22 protein-coding genes and 1 tRNA gene are annotated in these 24253 nt (G+C 54.5%); all 23 read left to right on the top strand.

Annotated elements, in window-relative coordinates:
* Positions 1–365 precede the first annotated feature (365 nt).
* The 23 genes from BU251_RS08200 (at position 366) to BU251_RS08095 (ending at position 24252) form a co-directional block, all read left to right on the top strand.
* On the top strand, positions 366–1184 hold the full coding sequence (locus BU251_RS08200; protein ID WP_128700697.1) for a hypothetical protein: 819 nt from the start codon (positions 366–368) through the stop codon (positions 1182–1184).
* A 501-nt stretch (positions 1185–1685) separates the two neighbouring features.
* The gene (locus BU251_RS09470; RefSeq protein ID WP_164908931.1) at positions 1686–2141 is read left to right on the top strand and encodes a glycine zipper domain-containing protein; all 456 of its coding nucleotides are present in this window, start codon (positions 1686–1688) and stop codon (positions 2139–2141) included.
* Between the two features lie 900 nt (positions 2142–3041).
* Positions 3042–3569: a ferritin family protein gene (locus BU251_RS08190; protein WP_128700695.1), complete on the top strand. Its 528-nt coding sequence runs from the start codon at positions 3042–3044 to the stop codon at positions 3567–3569.
* A 53-nt stretch (positions 3570–3622) separates the two neighbouring features.
* On the top strand, positions 3623–4171 hold the full coding sequence (locus BU251_RS08185) for a rubrerythrin family protein (RefSeq protein ID WP_128700694.1): 549 nt from the start codon (positions 3623–3625) through the stop codon (positions 4169–4171).
* A gap of 260 nt (positions 4172–4431) precedes the next feature.
* Entirely contained in the window at positions 4432–6234 is a 1803-nt protein-coding gene (gene glmS / locus BU251_RS08180) for a glutamine--fructose-6-phosphate transaminase (isomerizing) (RefSeq protein WP_128700693.1), read from the top strand.
* Between the two features lie 83 nt (positions 6235–6317).
* Positions 6318–6974 carry a 16S rRNA (cytidine(1402)-2'-O)-methyltransferase gene (gene rsmI / locus BU251_RS08175; protein ID WP_128700692.1) on the top strand — a complete coding sequence of 219 codons (657 nt, stop codon included), beginning with the start codon at positions 6318–6320 and terminating at the stop codon, positions 6972–6974.
* On the top strand, positions 6974–8554 hold the full coding sequence (locus tag BU251_RS08170; protein WP_128700691.1) for a hypothetical protein: 1581 nt from the start codon (positions 6974–6976) through the stop codon (positions 8552–8554). Before rsmI ends, BU251_RS08170 begins: the two co-directional genes overlap by 1 nt.
* A gap of 240 nt (positions 8555–8794) precedes the next feature.
* Entirely contained in the window at positions 8795–9166 is a 372-nt protein-coding gene (locus BU251_RS08165; RefSeq protein WP_128700690.1) for a GxxExxY protein, read from the top strand.
* Positions 9167–9249: 83 nt separating this feature from the next.
* Positions 9250–9792 (top strand): bifunctional pyr operon transcriptional regulator/uracil phosphoribosyltransferase PyrR, encoded by a 543-nt coding sequence (pyrR, locus tag BU251_RS08160; protein ID WP_128700689.1) that lies wholly within the window; start codon positions 9250–9252, stop codon positions 9790–9792.
* Positions 9789–10898 carry an aspartate carbamoyltransferase catalytic subunit gene (locus tag BU251_RS08155; protein WP_128700688.1) on the top strand — a complete coding sequence of 370 codons (1110 nt, stop codon included), beginning with the start codon at positions 9789–9791 and terminating at the stop codon, positions 10896–10898. The genes pyrR and BU251_RS08155 overlap by 4 nt, the downstream gene beginning before the upstream one ends.
* Before the next feature lie 45 nt (positions 10899–10943).
* The gene (locus BU251_RS08150; RefSeq protein ID WP_128700687.1) at positions 10944–12239 is read left to right on the top strand and encodes a dihydroorotase; all 1296 of its coding nucleotides are present in this window, start codon (positions 10944–10946) and stop codon (positions 12237–12239) included.
* 2 nt (positions 12240–12241) lie between these two features.
* Entirely contained in the window at positions 12242–12700 is a 459-nt protein-coding gene (locus BU251_RS08145) for a Mut7-C RNAse domain-containing protein (RefSeq protein ID WP_128700686.1), read from the top strand.
* Positions 12701–12952: 252 nt separating this feature from the next.
* Entirely contained in the window at positions 12953–14191 is a 1239-nt protein-coding gene (locus BU251_RS08140) for an endonuclease Q family protein (RefSeq protein WP_128700685.1), read from the top strand.
* Positions 14192–14411: 220 nt separating this feature from the next.
* Positions 14412–14483, top strand: a tRNA-Arg gene (locus BU251_RS08135).
* Positions 14484–14870: 387 nt separating this feature from the next.
* A complete protein-coding gene (locus BU251_RS08130) occupies positions 14871–16172 on the top strand; it encodes a hypothetical protein (RefSeq protein WP_128700684.1) in 1302 nt (433 codons plus the stop codon).
* Positions 16159–16527, top strand: coding sequence for a TIGR00725 family protein (locus BU251_RS08125; RefSeq protein ID WP_128700683.1), 369 nt, complete (start codon positions 16159–16161; stop codon positions 16525–16527). The genes BU251_RS08130 and BU251_RS08125 overlap by 14 nt, the downstream gene beginning before the upstream one ends.
* A gap of 304 nt (positions 16528–16831) precedes the next feature.
* Positions 16832–16978 carry a hypothetical protein gene (locus tag BU251_RS09465; protein WP_164908930.1) on the top strand — a complete coding sequence of 49 codons (147 nt, stop codon included), beginning with the start codon at positions 16832–16834 and terminating at the stop codon, positions 16976–16978.
* Positions 16975–18081: a glutamine-hydrolyzing carbamoyl-phosphate synthase small subunit gene (carA, locus tag BU251_RS08120; RefSeq protein WP_128700682.1), complete on the top strand. Its 1107-nt coding sequence runs from the start codon at positions 16975–16977 to the stop codon at positions 18079–18081. The genes BU251_RS09465 and carA overlap by 4 nt, the downstream gene beginning before the upstream one ends.
* 22 nt (positions 18082–18103) lie before the next feature.
* Positions 18104–21349, top strand: a complete 3246-nt coding sequence (gene carB / locus BU251_RS08115; protein WP_128700681.1) for a carbamoyl-phosphate synthase large subunit — start codon at positions 18104–18106, stop codon at positions 21347–21349.
* A 20-nt stretch (positions 21350–21369) separates the two neighbouring features.
* Positions 21370–22170, top strand: coding sequence for a hypothetical protein (locus tag BU251_RS08110; protein WP_128700680.1), 801 nt, complete (start codon positions 21370–21372; stop codon positions 22168–22170).
* A 4-nt stretch (positions 22171–22174) separates the two neighbouring features.
* On the top strand, positions 22175–23023 hold the full coding sequence (locus BU251_RS08105; protein ID WP_128700679.1) for a dihydroorotate dehydrogenase electron transfer subunit: 849 nt from the start codon (positions 22175–22177) through the stop codon (positions 23021–23023).
* Between the two features lie 6 nt (positions 23024–23029).
* A complete protein-coding gene (locus BU251_RS08100; protein WP_128700678.1) occupies positions 23030–23872 on the top strand; it encodes a sulfite exporter TauE/SafE family protein in 843 nt (280 codons plus the stop codon).
* On the top strand, positions 23869–24252 hold the full coding sequence (locus tag BU251_RS08095) for a DUF1634 domain-containing protein (RefSeq protein ID WP_228767806.1): 384 nt from the start codon (positions 23869–23871) through the stop codon (positions 24250–24252). The genes BU251_RS08100 and BU251_RS08095 overlap by 4 nt, the downstream gene beginning before the upstream one ends.
* Position 24253 lies beyond the last annotated feature (1 nt).

The following is a 24253-nucleotide window of genomic DNA, read 5'->3' as shown; positions in this document are numbered from 1 at the left end:
ACGGGGTTTAGAGGGCGAGGGAAATAAGGGCCCGGTCGAAAATGGGCCCGGTAAAGAGTTGTGCGGATGAGAAGAATGAAAAAGAGTTATTGGAAGAATGTGACCAAATTGGTAAAATGATGACGGGCTTAATCGAGACGCAGAATGCGGCGGAGATCAGACTCTTTCTTTGTGTGGAAGAAGGAAGGTTTACTCTTTCTGGGTAACCCTGCGAGTATCGGAAAAATATCGAAGAGATTTTTCCGATATCTTACGATGCGGGGTCATCCAGGAAAGAAACCCCTGGCTAAAGCCAGGGGAGATTCATTCAGGAGTTTGAGGTAAGCATCCGTTAACTCCCGGCATCGCGTCCCCAGGACTTTAGAATGAAAGCTTTAAGATACGGCATAGCTGTGGTTTTTTTATTGTTAAATCTGGCTGTGGCATTCGATGCCATGGCCAATATCGTCGTGCGGGCCGCCGTCGTTAATCCTTCAGAGACCCAATCCAGAAAAGTCCCTTTCAAATCCTATCTGCCCAAGGAGGTCAAGCCGGAGAATATCGTGGACATGGGGGATTTGAATATCGCTTACGATCCCAAAGAGTCCGCCTATTATGTTTATAAGGATTTTGATTTGGCGCCGAGAGAGTCCGTCCTCGTAGAGATCGAGATGGAGGACGTCTGGAAGATTCCTGCCGAAGAGCTTTCTTCGATCAGGACGGAAGTGGACAAGGTCGCCAAGATTTTGGAAAACACGGACTATCGCGAACGGGCCAAGTATTTGAAAGAAAGCATCCTCCAAAAACTGGACCATATTGAACGTACGCAGACCGTCGTGAACTCCAGCCCGGGGGGCTACATTTCCGATTACCGGGAAAACCTGAAGTTGCTGGACGAGGTCAAGACCGACCTCCAGTCCGCCAAGACATTGATGGTTGAAGCCAAGGGGTTCTCGCCCATGCTGACGTGGAAACTGATCGTCGGCGTCGTGGCTTTCCTCGGCATCCTGGGATTGATCTTTTTCGTCATCTGGCTGAGGCAGATCAAGACGATGTCGAATCTTACGGAAGATTTCAAGGCCCCTTCGCAGGATATGCAGCCGGAACCCCTGGCGCCCGAAAAAGGCGAACAGTGGCAGGGGGAAGAGGAGAAGAAGTCCGACCTTTCCGATATCGAGCAGCGCCTGAAGCAAGAGAAGAAATGAGACAAACAGGTCTGGCCTTAAAGTCTCATTAGACCCTTCCTTTATGTGGAAGGAGGAAGGTCTACCATTTCTGGGTTAACGAGATACGATCGAGTGGAGTCAATGATGTTTCATAGAGGGCTTGCCATAGAAGGCAAGCCTTTTTTGTGCCCGTATAAGGAGTGTTTTGTTGTCCTGGAGCGCCGCAAACCAGAAGGAATCTTATTGAAAAGCTTTTTCTGGTGGGCTATACTTAAAGACGGCAAAAGCCTTTTTGTTAATTGTTGCCAGTTCTTGTGTCCCGTCCAGCGCCGAAAGGGAGATAATGAGACTTTAAGGCCAGACCTTAAAGTCTCATTAGAGGAATTACCTTGGTATAGGCAACCTGCCTTCGCGGGCTACGCCCGTGAATTGGTTATGCCTGCGGCTTTGGCCGCTAGCATAACCATGGCGGTTCGGGACGTCGCCCCACCGGGGCAGACAGAAAAGGACCCACGGGTCGTGGGGCTCCAGGGAGGGAATATGCAGATATTAAAGATGGTGATGAGCGGTGTTATGGCTGTCGCTCTGGTTCTGCCCTTGGCGGGCTGCGACACCATGGGCGAGAATACCAAGACGGGCGCGTTGGGCGGTGCCCTTGTTGGTTCTGTTGCCGGCGGCGTGATCGGCCACCAGTCGGGGCACGGCGTCGAAGGCGCTCTTATCGGCGGCACGGTCGGCGCGCTGGGCGGGGGTCTCATCGGTCATTCCATCGACCAGAAGCGCACCAAAGAACAAATCATGTCCGGAAAAGAAAAGCTGGGCATATCCGATGTGATCGTGCTGGCCAAGTCGGGGATGACGGATGACGCCATCATTGCCAAGATCGCCGAGACAGGTTCCGTCTATAACCTTTCCGTAGAAGAGATAACGACTCTGCAGAAAGAAGGCGTCTCCAACCGCGTCATCAATTACATGATGACGACGGCGAAGAAATAAGCGAGAGCATAACTTATGGAGGCATAACGCCTCCATAAGTTATATGCTCGAGCTTACCCAGCACCAATTTTACCTAGAGAGGTCCAAAGAAAAAAGAGAAGAGATTGGTATGGCAAATAGATCGGTAAAATTAGTGCTGGGTTTAATTCGCGCAGTGACTTATGTTCACTGGGCTCCATAAGTCACACGCTCATTTAAAATACTTGACAATTTTTGTCGGATATAATAATCTATGCCTAGATGCATACAACCCATTGCGACACCCCGCGCTTATCGTGCCTGGCGCTTATGGAATGGCGCCAGCGTCCGCCCTGTGGCGGAGAATGGCGCAGGTGTTTCGCTTTCTGCGACACCCTGCGCTTATCGGAATGGCGCAGGTGTTTCGCTTTCTGCGAAAGGAGTTTGTTATGAGACTCAGACCGCGTTACTTCCTGCGGGCGATAGCTCATTGCAAAGAGGGCTGCTGTCCAAGCCTATCTATGGTTCATCGGAGTTTTGGCCGTGACGATTTTGGAGCGAGACAAGGAGAGAGGACGCTGGCGTAGCCAAAGCGCTACGCCAAGGACGAACGACGCAGTCGCAGCCCAAAAGCGGCCGGCCCCTTGGTTTCTAACTAAGGGGAAGGCGTCTTTTGACCGCCTGCTGCGTTGCTCCTCCTCGACGTACCACAGCGGGTACGCCATCGTCGTCGCGCCTTGCATGCGGCTAAAATCCGCTCTTCCAAAATCTCCGAAGACCATAGATAGGCTTGGACTACTCCCGGACACGAGCCTAAACTGTCCCAGAGCGATGCGCCCCGTTAGAGACAAGGATCTCGTATCCATGTTTTAACGGGGCCTTTGCTTTCTATAAACGCGGTTAATTTCTTCGGAACCATTCTGAGAGAGAGTGGAGGGGATCATGCGTGTAGATATCGACAAAAACGGAATGATCGTTATCTTTGATTTCAGTCCTGTCCAGGCTTTCAAAGTGGCTGTGCGCATGGAAGAGGATGGGATACGTTTTTATGAAGACTTGGCCAAAAAAGTGAAAGACCAGGAGGCCAGGCACGAGATCAGCTTCCTTATTCAGGAAGAGAGAGAACATTTGAAGACGTTCCAAAAATACCTGGATGCCGTCAAGAGCGGCGCCGACGATGCCTTTGAAGAGGATGACATCGTCCAGTATGTTTCTTCAAAGGTATTTGATACCTCTCAGGAGCTGCAGGAGGCTTCACGGATGGACCATCGTCATACGGCCCTGGAAGAGGCCCTGAACATGGAGAGGCGTTCCGTTGTTTTCTATGAAGCATGTTTGTCCCGGACGTCGGACCCCAAGGCCAAAGGGGCTTTTGCAAAAATTCTCTCCGAAGAAAGGGAACACTTGAAAAAATTCGGCGAGCTTCTGCGCATCAAATGCATCAATTCGCAGGAAGGTTGCCTTCTTTAACGCACTGTTGAGGATGTGGTGTTTTTTGGTTTTGAGATATCGGGGGGTGGAATATGCATGACATGACAGCGGCAAATTTACGTTCGGCATTCGGCGGAGAATCGCAGGCACACATGCGCTATAAGATCTGGGGAGACGTGGCCCAAAAAGAAGGTTTTCCAAAGATCGGCAAGCTTTTCCATGCCGTTTCCTTCGCCGAACAGATCCACGCGACCAGCCATTTTTCCGTCCACAAAGATCTGACCGGGGCTTTTTTGGTCAACGCCATGGCCGGTTTCGGCATCGGCCACACCAAGGAAAATCTGGCGAATGCGTTGGAAGGCGAGAATTTCGAGATCAACGAGATGTACCCGACTTATAAAAACACGGCGGAATTCCAGGGCGAGAAGAACGCCGAGCGTTCTTTTTTGTGGGCCTTGGAGACGGAAAAGGAACATGCCAAGCTTTTTCAGAAGGCCAAAGAAGCCGTGGAAGCCAAAAAGGACATGGATTATCCGTCCCTTTATGTGTGCAAGGTTTGCGGGTATACCCACGAGGGAGAACCCCCGGGCAAGTGTCCTCTCTGCGGCGCCCCGCGGGAGAGGATAGAGGTTTTTAAATAAAGACAGTATTGAAGAGTCAGAGTAAACGGGTTGGTGGAAACGGCTTAGGGAGACAAAATAGGTCTGTCCTGAATAGCCTCATTATTAAAGTAACGGTTAGATTTCTGAAGGTTTTTCACTCTGCGACTCTTTGTTTCTACGGCACCGTGATTATTTACCTCTTGTGTGAACACCACAGAAATTTCGACGGTTCGAAATTTCTGTGGTACACTCGGGGTTAGTTTTGTAAGGAATAACACCTATTCATAGGGGCAAAACTAATGTGCGGCATAGTCGGATACGTCGGGAAAAAACAAGCTGTTCCGTTCCTCCTCTCCGGCCTTAAACGGCTGGAATACAGAGGATATGATTCGGCCGGGATCGCCGTTGTCTCGGGCGCAGAGGTCTTCCAGCGCAAGACAAAGGGCAAGATCCATGACCTGGTCCAGTTGATCGGCACAAGACCCCTGCCGGAAGCGACCGTCGGCATCGCCCACACGCGCTGGGCCACGCACGGCGCCCCCAATGACATCAATGCCCACCCTCATGCCAGTTGCGACAAAAAGTTCATGGTTGTCCACAACGGCATCATCGAGAATTACCTGAAATTGAAAGAGGCCCTTCTGCGGCAGGGGCATCGTTTTGTTTCCCAGACGGACACTGAAGTCCTCGCCCATCTGATTGAGAAATATTACCGTGGCAACCTCGAGAAGGCCGTGATCCGCGCCTTGCAGGATGTCGAGGGCAGCTTCGCTCTGGGCGTCGTCTCAAGTTTAGAGCCCGGCAAGGTTGTCTGCGCGCGCCAGGACAGCCCGCTCATTGCCGCCGACGGGCCAGAAGGCCTGTTTATCGCTTCAGACGTACCGGCAATCCTGGAACATTGCCGCCGCGTTGTTTACCTCAAGGACAAGCAGGTGGCCGTGCTTTGCGGCCGCACCTTGACTGTCCTGGGGTCCAACGGCAAGAAGATCCCTGTCAAATTCGACAAGATCACGATGGACGCCGAGAGCGCCCGCAAGGGGGGATATCCGCATTTCATGCTCAAGGAGATCTATGAGCAGCCGCAGGTTTTAAGAAAGCTTTTTTCCAGCGGCCGCCGCGAGATCAAGTCGTTGATGTGCCCCCGCGATATCAAGCAGATCGTTGTCGTCGCTTGCGGCACCGCCTACCACGCCGGGCTGGTAGGAAAGTATGTCATCGAATCATTGGCACGGCTTCCGGTCTGGGTGGATCTGTCTTCGGAATTCCGTTATCGTCATCCGCTCGTGGACAGACGGACACTTGTCATTGCCGTCAGCCAGTCGGGGGAAACGGCTGATACCCTGGCCGCTGTGCGGGAGGCCAAAAAAAACGGCGCCAGGATCGTTTCCATCTGTAACGTCGTCGGCTCAAGCCTCACGCGGGAGTCCGACCAGATTTTTTATACGCTGGCAGGGCCGGAGATCGGCGTGGCTTCGACCAAAGCCTACACCGCGCAGTTGGGCGTTTTTTACATGCTGGGGCTGGAATTGGCTTTGCGGCGCAAGAAGATGACGGAGACGTCTTACCGGCAGGCGTGGAAGTCTTTGCTCCGCATCCCGGCGCTGCAGGAAGAGGTCTTGCGTTCCCGCAGTCAGATCCAGAGAGTCGCCTCTCGTCACCACCATTTCGGCAGCTTCCTTTTCCTGGGCCGCAACATCAACTATCCTTCAGCCCTTGAAGGGGCGTTGAAACTCAAGGAGATCTCCTATATTCCGGCGGAAGGGTATGCGGCCGGAGAGATGAAACACGGTCCCATCGCGTTGATCGACGAATACCGGGCCGTCGTCTGTATCGCGGTGCAATCGAAGATCTACGACAAGATGATTTCCAATATCCAGGAGATCAGGGCGCGTTCCGGCAGGATCATTGCGATCGCCACAAAAGGCGATCATCATATCCGCCTGCATACGCCAGAAGTGATCTATACGCCTAAGACGGACGAATTCCTTTCGCCTCTTCTCGTGGCCCTGCCTCTGCAGATCCTTGCCTATGATATCGCGGTCTTCCGCGGGTGCAACGTCGACCAGCCGCGGAATTTAGCCAAGTCGGTCACCGTTGAATAAATAAGTAAACGAGCGTATGAATAAGCGAGCGCATAAATCTTTAACCCGTCAACTCGTTAACACGTCAACACGTTAACTGCCTTATGTTGTATATTGTTTCGACACCTATAGGCAATTTGGGCGACATCACTTACCGCGCCGTCGAGGTGTTAAAGTCCGTCGACCTGATCGCCTGCGAAGATACCCGTCGCACGAAGATCCTTTGCGAAGCCTACGGCATCAAGAAACCCTTATGCAGCTATTATGAATATAACAAGATCGTCCGCGGCGAGCATCTCATGGGGTTGCTGCGGGAGGGCAAGGCGGTCGCCCTTGTCTCTGATGCCGGCACGCCCGGCATCAGCGATCCAGGATTCAACCTTATCCGCTCCGCCCTGGACGCAAACATCCCTGTAACACCCATCCCGGGGCCGACGGCCCTGATTAGCGCCCTTTCCGCCAGCGGATTTCCAGCCAACCGCTTCTTCTTTGAGGGTTTCTTGCCCGTCAAATCCGCCGCCCGCAAGAAGCGGCTCAAGGAATTGGCAGTCCTCAAGGCAACCGTCGTTGCTTATGAATCTCCGCACCGCATCCTGTCTGCGCTCGAAGATATGCGCGAGGTCCTTGGGGAGAGGCCCATTGCCGTTGTCCGCGAGATCACGAAGAAATTTGAAGAGGTGCTGCGCGGCGATGCCGGTTGCGTTGCGGACCAGCTGCGTCGGCGGTCGAGGCCAAAAGGTGAATTTGTGGTCGTGTTCTGATGAGCTTACGCGCGCATTCTAAAAAGGACCTGCCGTTTTACTTCGTATTGTTCCTCTGCCTGGCCGCCGTCCTTTTGCCGTCTTTTCTGACGGCCTTTGTCCTCGACACGTCTGTCTATAACAATTCTTCGGATACCTTCCTCTATCTTGATATCGCGCGTCACCTTCAGTCAGGCGAAGGATTCCTCTGCACATTTAATGTTTATCAATTTTGGAAAGGCATCGCCGCGCCGGCCCTGCCTTTTGTCCATGCGGGGTTGTCTGTTTTGCTGGCAGGGGCATTGTCCCTGGGGTTTTCGCTCAAGGGCCTGGTTCTGGGCGGGTTTGTGCCGGCGGCCGTCAACGGCCTGCTTGTCGCTGCGATCGCCATGCGCATATACCGGGACCGCGGCGTGGCTTTTTGGGCATCCGTTATTCTCGTCGGGAGCGTTTGCACCCAGATCACCCTGCTGAGGATTCTTACGGAGCCGTGGAGTCTCTTGGTCACCCTCTCGGCTATCCTGATGTTTGTTTCAAGGGAAAAGTGGGACAGGTTGTTTCTAACAGGGCTGGCGGGTCTCTTGTTTTTTGGTTTTTTGGTCCGCTCCGCCGCCGTTTTTTATCCCTACGTCTTTGCCCTGGCCATGGTCATGGCGCGGCCCGGCGAGGCCAGGCCCTGGAGGCATGCCGCCTTTTTTGCCGGCGTCTATACCGTGCTCCTTTTGTTGTGGGAAGGGTTTATCTGGCGGCGTTACGGCTCTTTCTTTCCTCAATACCCCTTGGCGTTCAAAAATTATTTTTGGGCCACGCGCCTGACGGGCGGCATATTCCTGGACAGGACGCCGGCGCTCCTGCCTCTTTTGCGGGGCGGCTGTTTTGCCTCCCTTGCGGGAGTCAACACGGCGCAGATGTTTTATGTTCTGTTTTGCATCTTGCGGGTTCTTGTGGTTCCTGCTCTTTGGGCGGCGTTCGGCATTCTGCGCCGGGGCAGCCGCGCAGAAAAGCTGCTGCTATTTCTGGCCATCGCGCAGATGGCGGCGAGCGTCGGATTTTATCCCTACATGATGATTGGAGAATTCAGCTGGACGCGTTTTCTTCTTTTGCCTGCGGCGTGTCTATTGATCCTCGGAGGAATGGGCTTGAGAGATTTCTGCGTGAAGTTCCTGCCCAGGACCGGAAAGGTTTTCTTTCATATTGTGTTTGCGGTCATCCTGCTTGCCAATATGTACCAGGCTGTCCGCGTCCTGGATGTTTACTGGCAGGAGGACAGGGCCCATGCCAAAGAGACAAGCCTGAAAGCGGCCAAAGAATGGGTCCTTTCCCATACGAAAAAGGACGATCTCATCGCAACCACGGAGTATGTTGTCGGCAACATCGGCCTGGAGAGGTCTATTGTTGTTCTTCCGAGCCATAACACATTGTCTTCAAATAACTTAAAAGATTTTTTGAGAATATTTTCCCCGCAAGTCCTTTTGTTTGAATGCACCCTTCCTTTGGACAGGCATCTTTTGGCTTCAAGGGGGTTTGTCAGGGCGCCTCAGGGATCTATGGCCGCCAGCCCCCTGGTCATCTATTGCAGAGATAAAGATATGCCCAGATAAGACGAGGGGGGGGCGGGAAAATCGTCTTGACAGTGCGGCTAAAGCGTGTTATATTTTTTGAAATGCCTTTAAGCCGGTTCAGAGAAACCGGCAAGGATGAGATGAATCATGACGCATTATATTCAGGATAATTTGAGAACCCGCGCCCCAAAGACGCGGGTGTTTTTTTGAAGAACGATTACGCAGATTATTAATTCTGATTACACGGATTAAAGCTAGAGGCGTAACAGTTAAGGGCTTATGGCGGGAATTGATGATTCTCTAACTGAAAAAATTATCGGATGTTGTTTCAGGGTTCATTCGGAATTGGGCCCCGGCTTTAATGAGAGAGTATATTCCAACGCTCTAAAGTTGGCATTTGAAGAAAAAGGTCTGCAATACGCAGTGGAAAAAGATTACCAGGTTAAATTTAAAGATAAAAAGGTGGGTTCTTTAAGGCTGGATTTAGTTGTAGAGAATAAAGTCGTTCTTGAAGTAAAAGCCGTCACCGGCAATATTCCGGATGTATTTGGACATCAAATATTGTCTTATTTGAAAGTTTCTCGGTTGCCTGTCGGGTTAGAGGTTAATTTTAATAATAAGAGCTGTCAAATCAAGCGGTTTATTTTTTAATCTGTGATATCAGTTTTTAATCGGTGTAATCAGGCATAATCCATGATTATGTCGAGGATTATATCGGGAAAATGGATTATGCCATGAAAGAAAGAGCCAGGATCATGGACAAGGCCGGTTTGAACCGCGTTCTTTTGCGTATGGCGCATGAGATCGTGGAAAAAAACAAGGGGACGCAAGACATCGCCATCGTCGGCATCTGCACGCGCGGGGCGTTTTTGGCGCAGAGGCTGGCGGCCTTGATCGGCAAGGTGGACGGCGTGACGCCGCCTGTCGGGCTCCTCGATATCACGCTTTATAGGGACGATCTGAGTTCTATCGCCCAACAGCCGGTCGTCCATAAAACCGAGATCGATTTCGATATTTCAGACAAGAAAGTGGTCCTTGTTGACGACGTGCTGTATACCGGCCGCACCGTGCGGGCGGCCTTAGACGAGATCATTGATTTTGGCCGGCCGCAGTTCATCCAGTTGGCGGTTTTGGTCGACCGGGGACACAGGGAGCTGCCTATCCGCGCAGATTACGTCGGTAAGAACATCCCGACCTCGCCGAAGGAAACCGTCGAGGTGCGGCTGGAGGAATCCGAAGGCCGCGACGAGGTCGTAGTCCTGGAGAAAGACGCATGAATATGACACGGAATCCTTCCTGGGAACGCAAGGACCTGCTGGGTTTGAAAGAGCTCTCGGCCGGCGAGATAACGCTTATCCTTTCGACCGCGGAATCTTTCAAAGAGGTCATCGGCCGCCCGATCAAGAAGGTGCCGGCGCTGCGCGGCAAGACCATTGTGAACCTTTTCTACGAGCCTTCCACCCGTACGCGTATCTCGTTTGAGATCGCCGCCAAGAGGCTTTCGGCGGACGTTATCAACATCGCGACGGAGACGTCGAGCGTGCGCAAGGGTGAAACCCTGATCGATACCGGCCGCAACATCGAGGCCCTGAAAGTCGATATGATCGTCATGCGCCACTCCTATTCCGGGGCGGCCGTCATGCTGGCGCGTCATGTGGGGGCGAGTGTCGTCAATGCCGGCGACGGATGGCACGAGCATCCGACCCAGGCCCTCCTGGACATCTTTACCTTGAAGGAAAAACTGGGACACATCGAGGGGGTCCGTGTCGCTATCGTCGGGGATATCGCCCATTCGCGCGTGGCCCGTTCCAACATCTGGGGGTTGACGAAACTGGGGGCCCGCGTGACCGTCTGTGCGCCGCCCATGCTGATCCCGCCGTGCATCGGAGAGATGGGGGTTTCGGTGACGCATGACATTCAGGAGGCGCTCGCCGAAGCCGATGCCGTCAATGTTCTGCGCATGCAGTTCGAGCGCGATTCGGGCGACGCCTTTCCGCAGCAGCTGGAGTATTTCAAGAATTTCGGCATTACGGAGGAACGGCTCAAGAAGGCCAAGAAGAACATCATCGTCATGCACCCCGGTCCCATCAACAGGGGGATCGAGATGTCGAGCGAAGTGGCGGATGGAGCGAACTCCGTCATTTTAGAGCAGGTCACCAATGGCATTGCGGTGCGCATGGCCGTTCTTTTTCTGGTGTCCCAGGCCAATGAAAGCCGCAAGGCGAGGCGAGCAAGGCCCGCAAAGACGGAAGTCCACGTTCCTCCGGATGGATCATCGGCGGGCGGGCCGAGTGTCGGAGTATCGGAGAGTCAGAGTGTCAGAGATTACACTAAGCGGGTGAGCGGGTTAACGGGTGAGCCGGTAAGCGGCCAAACAAGTTAATGAGACTTTAAGGTCTGGCCTTAAAGTCTCATTATTTAGGGTGAGATGGATATCCTTATTAAAAACGGACACTTGATCGGCGCGGCGACAGTAGTCGACGGAGCGGCGGATATTCTGGTTAAAGACGGTGTTATTGCCGAGATCGGCAAGGGCATTCCGGAAGGGACGCAGAAGGTCATCGACGCGTCGGGCAAGATCGTTCTTCCCGGGCTTGTGGATATGCATGTTCATTTGCGGGAGCCCGGCCGTGAGGACAAAGAGACGGTGGCGACCGGAACGAAAGCGGCCGTCAAGGGCGGCGTGACGAGTGTTTTGGCGATGCCAAACACGACGCCGGCCATGGATTCGCCGGAGCGCCTGCGCATGCTCCAGGAGATCGTGCGCAAGACGGCCTCAAGCCATGTGTTTGCGGCGGCGGCCATCACCAAAGGCCGGGCCGGCACGGAATTGACGGATTTTGCAGCCCTCAAGGCCGAAGGGGCCGTGGCTGTGACCGACGACGGTTCCTCCGTCGACGATGATGGCCTGATGGAAGAGGCCTTTCGCCTGGCTAAAAAGTGCGGGCTTCTGGTGATCTGTCACTGTGAAGACAAGCGTCTCTCCCAGAAGGGCGTCATGAGCCTCGGGCTCATGTCTACGGAGCTCGGCCTCAGAGGTATCCCGAAAGAAGCGGAGTACCGCCGTGTGGAGCGCGACCTCCGTCTGGCAGCAGGGGCCGGATGCCCGGTCCATATCGCGCACGTCAGCTGCCGGGAGAGTGTCGATCTTATCGCCGCGGCCAAAAAACGAGGGGAACCTGTCACCGCCGAGACGGCCCCGCACTATCTGATCTTTACGGACGAGGCTCTGGAGACATACGACCCCAATTTTAAAATGAATCCGCCTCTGCGGACGAAGGCCGACAGAGATGCGCTGCGTCAAGCCGTCAGAGACGGCGTGATCGACGCCGTCGCTTCCGACCATGCGCCGCACACGGAGAGTGAAAAGGATATCGAGTTCGACCATGCGGAATTCGGAGTCACGGGGCTGGAGACGGAATGCGCGAGCCTGGTGTCGGAATTTATCGCATCGGACCAAATGACCTGGATGGAGCTGGCACGCCTGTTGTCGTCGGCGCCGGCGAAGATCCTGGGCATCGATAAGGGAAGGCTTGAGGCGGGCAGATGCGCCGATATCGTCATTATCGATCCCGCCAGGGAATGGGTCGTGACCAAGGCGGCCTTTGCGTCCAAATCCAATAATTCGTCCTTTCTCGGCCGTAGGCTTAAAGGGGCCGTGGAGTGCACCATCTGCGCGGGAAAGATCGCGTATACATCGAAGAATATTTCTCATAAGGGCTGAACATGAAGTTTCTCCTGACGCGGGAACTCGGCCGGCTGAGCCGATGGCTGCGGATCCTGGGCTTCGACGCCCGTTATGAGCCGTCGGGTTCCAAGGCCTTCTGCATGCTGGAGGCGCTCAAGGAGGAACGGGTCGTCGTCACGCGCAATATGCGTTTCGGCCGGCGGCACGGAGGCAGCGTGGTTTTCCTGCACGCCAACGACCTGAAAGGCCAGATACTGGAACTTCAGGGCCAGCTGGGTCTTGCCGTTGACCGCAGTCTTTTTTTCAGCCGCTGCATTCTCTGCAACGAGCCTTTGGCCGCGATACCCAAGGCTGTCGTCGAAAAAGAAGTGCCGCCGTATGTCTTTGAGACCGTGGATGTCTTCCGGCGCTGCCCCGCCTGCCGCAGGGTATACTGGAAAGGCACGCACTGGGAAAATGTGGAAGAAATTATTACAAGTTTACTCTGCGCGGCCTAAGGCTCCGCCCTTCAGGGCGCAAGAGTGTTGTGGCCGCTTAGAGGTACCCGAAACAAGCCCCGGCCCTGGCCTTGCCCGAAAGGCAGGCCGAGGCCGGGGAATATGGGTTTACAGAGAACAGAAGACGGAGAACAGAACAGAAAACAGATAACAGAGGATGAGGGACGAGAGAATGCGGAGAATAGAGGGTAATAATTCTTTTCTGTCATCTGTGTTTTGTCATCTGTCCTCTGCCGAGCGAAGTGAGGGAAGATGGAATTCGTAGCGGATTTCCACGTCCATTCCAAATACAGCCGGGCCACGAGCCGCGATATGGATGTCGAGCATATCGCCCAGTGGGCCAAGCTCAAGGGGATATCCCTGATGGGGACGGGCGACTTCACGCACCATTTGTGGCTCGAAGAGCTCAAGACGAAGCTGGAGCCGACGGGCAAGGGGCTCTTGGTCCACCAGGGGGTGCATTTTGTCCTGTCCGCCGAGGTCTCGAGCATCTATTCAAAAGGCGGGCGGACGTACCGCATCCACAACGTGATCCTGGCGCCTTCTTTCAAGAGCGTGGATGCGATCAACAGGGTGCTTTCAGGTGTCGGCAACCTTTCCAGCGACGGCCGGCCGATCCTGGGATTGGATGCTGAGGATCTGGCGAGGATCGTGTTCGAGGCCGACGAGAACTGCATCCTCATCCCCGGTCACATCTGGACGCCGTGGTTCAGCCTCTTTGGCTCCATGTCCGGGTTCGATAGGATTGAGGATTGCTTCGGCAAGCAGACACCCAGAATATTTGCGCTGGAGACGGGCTTAAGCTCGGATCCGGCGATGAACTGGCGGTTAAGCGCCCTCGACAGATTCAGCCTGGTATCCAACTCGGATTCGCATTCGCCGCAGAAGATCGGCCGCGAAGCCAATGTTTTCAATTGCGAGCTGGATTACCAGGAGATCCGCGAGGCCCTGCGCACAAAAGATAAGAAAAAGTTCCTTTATACCATCGAGTTCTTCCCTGAAGAGGGAAAATACCATTATGACGGTCACAGGCTTTGCGGGATCCGCTTTTCCCCCGAGGAGTCGCGCAAAAATGCCAATAAGTGCCCCAAATGCGGCAAGCCGTTGACGATCGGCGTCATGAACAGGATTGTCCAGCTGGCGGACCGCAAGGAGGGCTTTGTCCCGGATAATGCGATCCCTTACAAAAATCTCGTCCCTCTCGACGAAATTATTGCGGACGCCAAGCAGATGGGCAAGGGGTCTTTGGCTGTTGAAAAGGAATATCGCGGCATGATCCAGCGGTTCGGTACGGAATTCAATATCCTGACGAAGGTCCCCCAGGAAGAGCTTGACCGCGGAGCGCACCCCAGGGTTGCCGAAGGCATCTGCCGTGTGCGGGCGGGACGCGTCAAGGTGGAGCCCGGTTATGACGGAGAATACGGCAAAGTTTCCGTCTTTGGGGATGAGGGGCCGGTCAGGAAATCCGAAGAGCAGATATCTCTATTTTAGGGATAATCAAATGTCGAATGTCCAATGCCGAATCAATGTCGATAATCCCTAATGCCTAAAAGATTTTTTTATTGTTTTTTCATTTCGTCATTTGGATTTAGGAATTAGACATTTTTGTTTGAAATGCCCCCGTCGCCCAATGCCTGTCTACCGACAGGTAGAGATACCTGCCTTCGCGGACGAGTCCGCAGGGCAGGCAGGGGGCACCAAAGAGTTTTATGCGCCTGTAGCGCAACGGATAGCGCACTAGCCTCCGGAGCTAGTGGTGACAGTTCGATTCTGTCCAGGCGCATAAATTAATATTTCGGAGTTGGCCTTGCAGGTTCGATTCCTGCCGAGGGCATGGATATGTGTGCGTAGCTTGGATGCGGAAAGCTGCGGTTTTTGGCAAGAAGAGCGGGAATCGAACCGGAGGCCGCTGGTCGGCCGGATAAGGCCGACCGTTTAGCGGGGCCGCGAGTTGGTGAGCGGCCCGGTGGCGAGCGAGGCGCAGCCGAACGAGACCGATTCCTGCCGGGGGCATAATAAAGACTTCAGGATGATTTTTTAACATCGCTCGGGGTTCCGTCTTATCAGAGACGAGGAGCGGAGCTAGTGGTGTCAAGTTCCCTGCCTGCCGGCAGGCAGGGATTCTGTCCAGGCGCATAAATTAAAATTTGACGCAGAAGGAGACCTTGTTGTGCTTATAAAAAAACCGCGGTTTCAATTCAATATCATCGGTTTTTTCCTGGCAGCGGTCGTTGTTTTGGGCGCATCGATCACGGCTTGGGCGGAGGTCGTTATTTTGAAAAACGGCACGGTGATGCGCGGCAAGATCGTCGAAAAGACGCCGAAATATATTGTGCTGCGTTCCGGCGAGGGGGAGGCGGCGACGCGTGCGACGATCTTCTTGGAGGATATCAACCGGATGACGTCCGAGGAAGAATTTGATCAGGAAAGGGGTTATGTTCCTTTGTCTCTTTTTGAAGCCGACAGGACTGTTGTGCCTGTTGTCGAAAAAGAGCCCCTTTTTTCTTCCGTCTCCAGCGATGCAAGCAAGGAACATATCATGGCCATGGTCGCCTCGGAGGAAGAAGGCAGCGCGACCCCTGAGGCTGCCGCCGGGGGATGGGCGAGCGGTGAGCTCGAGCCCGGATCCGGGCAGGGCGCTTTCTTAAAAAGATTTATCGAACGCCAGCCGCATCCTTTAAAGCCGCCGCGACAAGAGACCCCTGGAGAGGGGAATCCTGTCAAGAGAGAAGGTGAAGGCCGGATATCGGGCGTTGTGACCTTGCCGCCTCTCAAAGGGGTCTCCGGCGATCTTTATGTTTATCTTTTGGAGGACACGGGCGACGGCAACTATATCTCGGCGTCCAAGATGATGTTTGACAAGATCGATGCCGCGGAAATCAAGGGGCAGAAAGTTCCTTACAGCATCGAGGGAGTCCCGGCAGGGACATATAAGGTCTTTGCCCAGTGGGATGTGGCCCGGCCGGCCGTCAAGATCACGACCATCGGCGAGAAAGTCAGTCTGGCTTATCTCGGCGCCCAGGGGGACTATTCAGGGACGACAAAAAATGCGCTGACGCTCGGCATCAATGAGCTCAGGGACGGCGTTAATTTTCCCTGCACGACCTTTATTGAGAGCGACAAGATGTCGTTCGATTGGGGAGCGAAACCTCTGTTCCGCATCGAGGATATCTATTATCAAAGAAACTATCCAGACGAAAACAGGTTTTTTTTGGTCATACGCAACCCGACCCCTCAACAGATCGATATCCTTCCTTTGGACATCTATATCAACGACAAAAAGATATTTTCTTTCCCGTGGGAATTCAGGGATATCCCGGCTAACGGTGAAAAGGAGTTTGATATATCGCAGGCTTATCAGGGGTATGTCCGCCTCATGGGGAATGATGCCGGGACGAGCTTGAAGTTCACGGTTTATTTTGCCAACTCCAAAGAAAAAGAGTTCGAGAAACTTATTTATGTCTTTAAATAAATCAGGGAATAAGAGGTTGATTATTGCTGTTGTTGGCGGTCACGCATGTGATGCCAAAGTGGAGGGAATTTCAATAAAATTAGGTGAATTGTTGGCAAAAGTGGGGGCAATAATAGTTACTGGAGGTTTAAAAGGGGTTATGGAGGCTGTTTCCAGAGGAGCAAAGAATGGAGGAGGCTTGACCATAGGCATCTTGCCTTCAGAAGACAAGAATGCCGCCAATCCCTTCATTGACATACCGATTCCTACCGGATTAGGCTATACCCGCAACACGATCGTGGCGGGTTGCGCGGATGCCGTGATTGCCTTGCCGGGAAAGTATGGGACGTTGTCCGAGATCGCGTTTGCCCACTGACCTATATACAAACCATCGGAGTTTTGGCCGTGACGATTTTGGAGCGAGACGAGGAGGAGAGGACGCCGGCGTAGCCGAAGCGCTACGTCAAGGACGAGCGACGAAGTCGCAGCCCAAAAGCGTCCGGCCCCCTGATTAAGAACAGAGGGGAAGGCGTCTTTTGACCGCCTGCTGCGTTGTTTCTCCTCGACGTACCACAAAGGGTACGCCATCGTCGTCGCGCTCGCCTGCTCTCTTGGACAGGCAGGCATGCGGCCAAAATTCGCGCTTCCAAAATCTCTGATGGTTTGTATATAGGTCAGTGATGAAAAAACCCGTCATCGGGCTGGGGTCCTGGTCTATCCCTGGCGTCGTTGAAGTCAAGACAGCTGAGGAAGCTGTAGAGAAGGTCCTTGAGTTGACGGACAGCTCGAAGGCGAGGAAAGGATCTTCCATCAAAAGGACATCATGAAAAAGGCTATTTTACTGCTTGAAGACGGTTTTGTGCTGGAGGCAAAAAGCTTCGGCGCAGAAGGCGAGACCTTGGGCGAGGTGGTCTTTAATACGTCAATGACAGGTTATCAGGAGATCCTGACGGATCCATCCTACAAGGGTCAGATCGTGACCATGACGTATCCCCTGATCGGCAATTACGGGACAAACAGCGACGATGTCGAATCGGCCAAGCCCTGGGCGGACGGCTTTATCGTCAAAGAAAAGTCGAAGATCTTCTCCAGCTGGAGGGGCTCGGTGTCCCTCGAGGATTATCTGGCCAAACACAACATCGTCGCAGCCGAGGGCCTCGATACGCGGGCGTTGACGCGGCGTATCCGCAGCTCGGGGGCCATGAGAGGGATCCTTTCCACGCGTGATTTCGATGTCGTTTCCCTCAAGGCTAAGGTCATGGCATCACCCGTGATGGTCGGCCGCGACCTTGTCCGGGACGTGACATGCAAACAGGCCTACGACTGGCCGGGGGCGGGGGGCCGTAAGGAGTTCTTCGTCGTAGCCTTTGATTACGGCATCAAATACAACAGCCTGCGGCTCCTTGACCGGGCAGGGTGCAAGGTGAGGGTCGTGCCGGCAGCGACGAAGGCGCAAGAGGTGCTGGCGCTTAAACCCGACGGGGTTTTTCTCTCCAACGGCCCCGGCGATCCGGCGGTCCTGGATTATACCATCCAGGAGATCAGGAAACTCATCGGTGCGGTGCCGCTTTTCGGCATCTGCCTGGGGCATCAGCTCCTGGGCCATGCCCTCGGCGGCAAGACCTATAAGCTCAAATTCGGCCACCACGGCGGCAACCATCCCGTGATGGACCTGGAGACGCGCAAGGTTGAGATCACATCGCAGAACCACGGTTTTTGCGTGGACATGGAATCGATCAAGGATAAGAACGTCGCCTTGACGCACGTCAACCTTTATGACAAGACGACGGAAGGATTACGTCACAAACAGCTGCCTTTGTTCTGCGTGCAGTACCATCCCGAGGCCGGCCCCGGCCCGCATGACGCGGGTTACCTGTTTGGCCGCTTCACGGAGATGATGAGGAAGTTCAGGAAGGGCAGAAGGAAATAGCAGACATCTTTTAGGGGAATTTATGCCAAAACGCAAAGATTTGAAGAAGATCATGATCATCGGCTCCGGCCCTATCATCATATCCCAGGCCTGCGAATTTGATTATTCCGGGACCCAGGCCTGCAAGGCCTTGCGGGAAGAGGGTTATAAGGTTGTCCTGGTTAACTCCAATCCCGCGACCATCATGACAGACCCTCAATTCGCGGATGCGACCTATATCGAGCCCGTGACGCCCGAGGTCGTCGAGAAGATCATTGCCAAGGAGAGGCCGGATGCGCTCCTGCCGACGCTGGGCGGCCAGACGGGGCTGAACGTCGCCGTGGAGGTGGCCAAGAGGGGCGTCTTGAAAAAATATAAGGTCCAGATGATCGGCGCGGACCGCAAGGCGATCGAGAAGGCCGAAGACAGGGATTTGTTCAAAAAGGCCATGCAGAAGATCGGTCTGGATCTGCCGCGCAGCATCAATATCAAGTCCATGCACGAAGCGAAGAAGGCCGTCGAGATCCTCGGCATGCCGATCGTGATCCGGCCGAGTTTTACCTTGGGCGGGACCGGCGGCGGCATCGCCTTCAACATGCAGGAATTCGAAGATCTTGTTTCGCGCGGCCTGGAATACAGCATGATCCACGAGGTCCTCCTGGAAGAATCGGTCCTCGGATGGAAAGAGTTCGAGCTGGAGGTGATGCGCGATCGCAAGGACAACGTCGTCATCATCTGTTCTATCGAAAATTTCGATCCTATGGGCATTCATACGGGAGATTCGATCACCGTCGCCCCGGCGCAGACCTTGACGGACGCCGAATACCAGACGATGCGGGACGCCGCCATCCGCGCCATCCGCGAGATCGGTGTCGACACAGGCGGCTGTAACGTCCAGTTCGCCATCAATCCAAAGAACGGCCGCATGGTCATGATCGAGATCAACCCGCGCGTATCGCGATCCTCGGCCTTGGCTTCCAAGGCGACGGGGTTTCCGATCGCCAAGATCGCCGCCAAGCTCGCCGTCGGCTACACGCTCGACGAGATCCCCAATGACATCACCAAGGAGACCCCGGCCTCTTTTGAGCCGACGATCGACTATTGCGTCGTCAAGGTTCCGCGTTTTACCTTTGAGAAGTTTCCGGGTGCCGACGCCACTCTCGGCACTTCGATGAAGTCCGTCGGTGAAGCGATGGCCGTCGGGCGCACCTTCAAGGAAGCCCTGCAGAAGGGCCTGCGTTCCCTGGAGATCAAACGCAACGGCCTCGACAGCGTGATCGGTGCGATGGAATTCGATTCTCCCCAGCATCTCCGGGAATTTGTGACCAAAAAACTTCGCCAGCCCAGCGACGCGCGCATTTTTTATATCGGCGACGCCTTGCGTATCGGCATGAGCGTCGGGGAGATCGGCGAGCTGACGGCAATCGACCGGTGGTTTTTGGAAAATATAAAAGAGATCGTTGATTTCGAGACGGCCTTGCGGGATGTGGCCGGCGCCAAGGGTGATCTCAAAAGCCGTCTGACGCCTGTGCTTTTGGAACAGTCCAAGAAGATGGGGTTTTCCGACCGGCAGCTGAGTGTATTTTTCGGCGTGCACGAGGACGAGATCAAGGAACTCAGGAGTCATTGCGGGCCCAAGACGACATATAAGCTCGTTGACACGTGCGCGGCGGAATTCGAGGCCTACACCCCGTACTATTATTCGACGTATGAGATGGAAGACGAGTCCAGGCCCGATACTAAAAAGAAGATCATGATCCTGGGCGGCGGCCCCAACAGGATCGGCCAGGGCATCGAGTTCGATTATTGCTGCGTCCATGCGTCTTTCGCCCTGAAGGAAGCCGGATTCGAGACGATCATGGTTAACTGTAATCCCGAGACGGTCTCGACCGACTACGATACGTCCGACAAACTCTACTTTGAGCCGATGACCAAAGAGGACGTCTTGAATATCGTCGACAAGGAAAAACCGTGGGGGGTGATCGTGCAGTTGGGCGGTCAGACCCCCCTGAACCTGACACTGGCCTTAAAGAAGGCCGGCGTCAACATCATCGGCACGAGCCCCGAATCCATCGACATCGCCGAGGACCGCGAAAAATTCAAGATCATGCTCGATAAGCTCAAGCTGCGCCAGCCGCCGAACGGGACGGCAAGGAATTTCGAAGAGGCCAAGAGCGTCGCCGGACGTATCGGCTATCCGGTCTTGGTGCGCCCTTCTTATGTTTTGGGAGGCAGGGCCATGGAGATCGTCTACGACGAAGACACCCTGGAGCGCTTTATCCTGGAGGCGAGCCGCGTCTCCGGCGAACACCCCATCCTGATCGACAAATTCCTTGAGGACGCGGTGGAGGTGGACGTGGACATGCTCGCCGACGGCGAGACCTTCGTCATCGGCGGCATTATGGAACACATCGAGGAGGCCGGCATCCATTCCGGCGATTCGGCGATGGTGCTGCCGCCCTACAGCCTGAGCGAAGAGATGGTCAACAAGATCCGGCAGTCGACCATTGCCATGGCCAGAGAGCTGAAAGTCGTAGGGCTCATGAACGTCCAATATGCCATCCGCGACAACAAGCTTTATTGCCTGGAGGTCAATCCGCGCGCTTCCCGCACCGTTCCTTTTGTTTCCAAGGCCATCGGCGTGCCGCTCGCCAAACTCGCGGCCAGGGTCATGGCCGGGGCGAAATTGAAAGACCTTGGGTTCACGCAGGAGCGCATTCCAGAATATTCATCGGTCAAGGAGTCTGTTTTTCCTTTCAACCGTTTCCCGGGCGTGGATATCATGCTGGGGCCGGAAATGAAATCCACGGGCGAGGTCATGGGGATCGACGATGATCTCGGCCGGGCCTACATGAAGAGCCAGCTCGCCGCCGGCCAGAACCTGCCGCTTTCAGGGACCGTTTTTGTCAGCGTGCGGGACAAGGACAAGCGCGCGATCGTCTTTATCGTCAAGCGTCTCATCGACCTGGGATTTGATATCATCGCGACACAGGGGACGGCCAATGCCCTCAAGAAAAACGGCATCAAGACCGGCGTCATCCATAAGGTTTATGAAGAGAGGCCCAATATCCTGGACTACATCAAGGACGGCAAGATCCATCTGATCATCAACACGCCTTCCGGCCGGATCCCCCGTGAAGACGAGGTCAAGATACGTTCCAACGCCATCATGCACGGCTTGCCGTGCATCACGACGATTTCCGGTGCGCAGGCTTCGGTCAATGCCATTGAGGTCTTGTTGAAAAAAGATTTAGATGTGACGCCCCTGCAGGCGTATCATAAAAGGTAATGCAGAAACGAAAGGGCGATATGCCAAATTATCGGATGAAGGCCATAGGAGGGGCGATTGTGGCCGGGTGCCTTTTGTTTGCCTTTCTGGCCCAGGCGGCCGACAAGATCATCCTCAAGAACGGCAAGGTCTATGAAGGCCGGATCCTGGGGAAGTCCGACCGCCGTTATCTTTTCGCCCTCGACACCGGCGGCACGACGATGCAGCTTAGCTTTTTCCTGGACGATGTCGACAAGGTCGAACTGGACAAGCAGACAGTCGACCGCCAGATCCCTTATTTGAAAGAGGTGGAGAGCCTTAAGGTGCCTGTGTCCGAGGGCAATGAGACCGTCTATGAGATGTCCATGTATAAAAAAGGGCAACTGGAGGGCGATCAGCAGTTTTTCACCATGGCCGAGATCAAGGAGATCCTGACCAAGGAAGAATTCGACTATTACAAGAAGTTCCTTGATATCACCACGCGATATGCGGACCGCCTGATCGCTATCGACAATCTTTATCAGAACCTTCCGACGGCGACGCGTGATGATTTTGCCAATGCGCGCCAGTCGTTGGACCTCGTTTATTCCGAGTTGAACGCCTTGACGGTGCCGCCTTTGTTCAAACAGGGCCATGAGGCCTATCTGGCGTATCTGAAGGCGACATACATGGTGTTCGGCGCCTTGGAGCGGGGGTTGCTCGACGAAGCTTCATCCCAGATGAAAGCCGCGGAGCAGGCCAAGCAGCAATCGCTCATGTCGTTCCGGCAGGTGATCATGCAAAAGAAGAATAAGGCCCTTCCCCAAAAGACGCCGGAGGGAACGGCCCCGCAGAAGCCTTGATCCTATGAAAGTTCAGATCGCAAGCAACGTTTTCTTGAGAGACAAATACCTGCTTTTGGAATTTTGTGCTCCGGCAGGATTTGCGATGCCCGAACCGGGGCAGTTTCTTCATATGCGCATCGAAGATTCTTTCGATCCCCTCCTGCGCAGGCCTTTGAGCATTCATGACGCCGTCTGGCAGGCGCATTCAAAGAACGGCCGGAAGAAACATGTCGTGAGGATCCTTTATGAGGTCGTCGGTAAGGGTACGGCGCTGTTGGCCGAGAAACGCCCCCTGACACAGATCGACGTCCTGGGGCCGCTGGGCCGCGGTTTCGATCTTAAAAAGATCGGCCGGAGCCGCTGTGTCTATATTGTGGCCGGAGGGATGGGTGTGGCGCCTTTGTTCTTTTTGGCCAGGAGACTTCGCGAAGGACGCAAAGAGAACGCAAGAGGGCCCAAGATCGTCGTATTTATCGGCGCAAGGAATAAAGACCATATCATCAGGGAAAAAGAATTCAAGGATTTGGGGTGCGAGATCCATGTGGCAACGGAGGATGGATCCAAGGGTTTTAAGGGCCGCGTGACTGATCTTTTGAAAACTATTCTGCCGCCGGCAACAGATGGTGCCGTCTCGGCGGACGGGCAAGAAGGTGCGCCGGTCATCTGCGCCTGCGGCCCCAAGGCCATGCTGGCGGCCGTTGCCGCGCTGGCGCAGCAAAGGGGTCTTGCAGCGCAGGTTTCTCTGGAAGAATTCATGGGGTGCGGCCTGGGGGCCTGTCTGGGGTGCGTCATCCGTACGGTGTCGGGTTACCGGCGCATCTGTCACGACGGCCCTGTCTTCGATGCCGAAGAGATCATCTGGGGCGATTAAGGGTTTATGAATGTCTTGATATTAACGATACTGATCGGCCTCGGTTCGTCCGTGGCAGGATATCTCGGTTCTTTGACGGGGCTGGGGGGCGGTTTTATCATCATTCCGATGCTGACATTGGCTTTCGGTGTGGATATCCGTTATGCCATCGGCACTTCGCTGATCGCCGTGATCGCTACGTCTTCCGGCGCCGCCGCAGCTTATGTCCGGGAGGGCTTCAGCAATATCCGGATCGGAATGTTTTTGGAGATTGCAACAACGGCGGGGGCGGTTGTGGGGGCGTTTCTGGCTTTGCGGTTGCCCACGCATGCGATTGCCGTTATTTTCGGCCTCGTCCTCATGAATTCCGCGTATTTGTCCAGCAGGCCCCAGGATGAAAGCCGCCGGACCCAGGCATCGGACCGATTCGCTGCTCTTTTGAAAATGAACGGGACTTATCCGACGCCGCATGGCCCAAAGTCTTATGGTGTCCGTTCTGTCCCGGCCGGATTCGGCTTGATGGCGATTGCAGGCGTGCTTTCGGGATTGCTGGGCATCGGTTCCGGCGCGGTCAAAGTCTTGGCCATGGACCAAGCCATGCGCCTTCCTTTCAAGGTTTCGACAGCCACCAGTAATTTTATGATCGGCGTGACGGCCGCGGCCAGCGCCGGCATCTATCTCAATAAAGGATATATCGATCCTGTCTTGACCATGCCGGTCGTCTTGGGGGTCCTGATCGGTTCGATGCTGGGGGCTCGGCATCTTTTCGGCGTGGAGACAAGGAAATTAAGGACGATTTTCGGCGCTGTGATCGTTGTTTTGGCGGCGCAGATGATCTATTCGGGCCTCAAGGGATGGATAATAAAATGAATACGGCAGTTCCGGCATCGATGAATCACCGCATGGAGGTCATTATCGGGGCCCTGTTGAGGGCGGGTGTCGTTTTTTCCGGCTCTGTGGTGTTTTTGGGAGGCCTCGTGTATCTGTCCCGTCATGGCCTCGAAACCGTCGATTACCGGGTTTTCCAGGGGGAACCCGAAGACCTGTGTCATGTGGGCGGGATCGCCAAGAACGCCCTGGCGCTGCATGGCCGCGGCCTCATCCAATTGGGCCTGCTGTTCCTGATCGCGACGCCCCTGGCGCGCGTGGCTTTATCGCTTTTTGCGTTCGCTTATCAACGCGACAAGCTTTATGTGGCCGTGACTTTATTCGTTCTGGGGGTTCTCATTTACAGTCTTTTGTACAGGTAGG

The organism is Candidatus Velamenicoccus archaeovorus (assembly GCF_004102945.1).
Taxonomy (GTDB): domain Bacteria; phylum Omnitrophota; class Gorgyraeia; order Velamenicoccales; family Velamenicoccaceae; genus Velamenicoccus; species Velamenicoccus archaeovorus.
The sequence above is the reverse complement of the archived record's forward strand: the minus strand, read 5'-3'. Positions and strand labels throughout refer to the sequence as shown.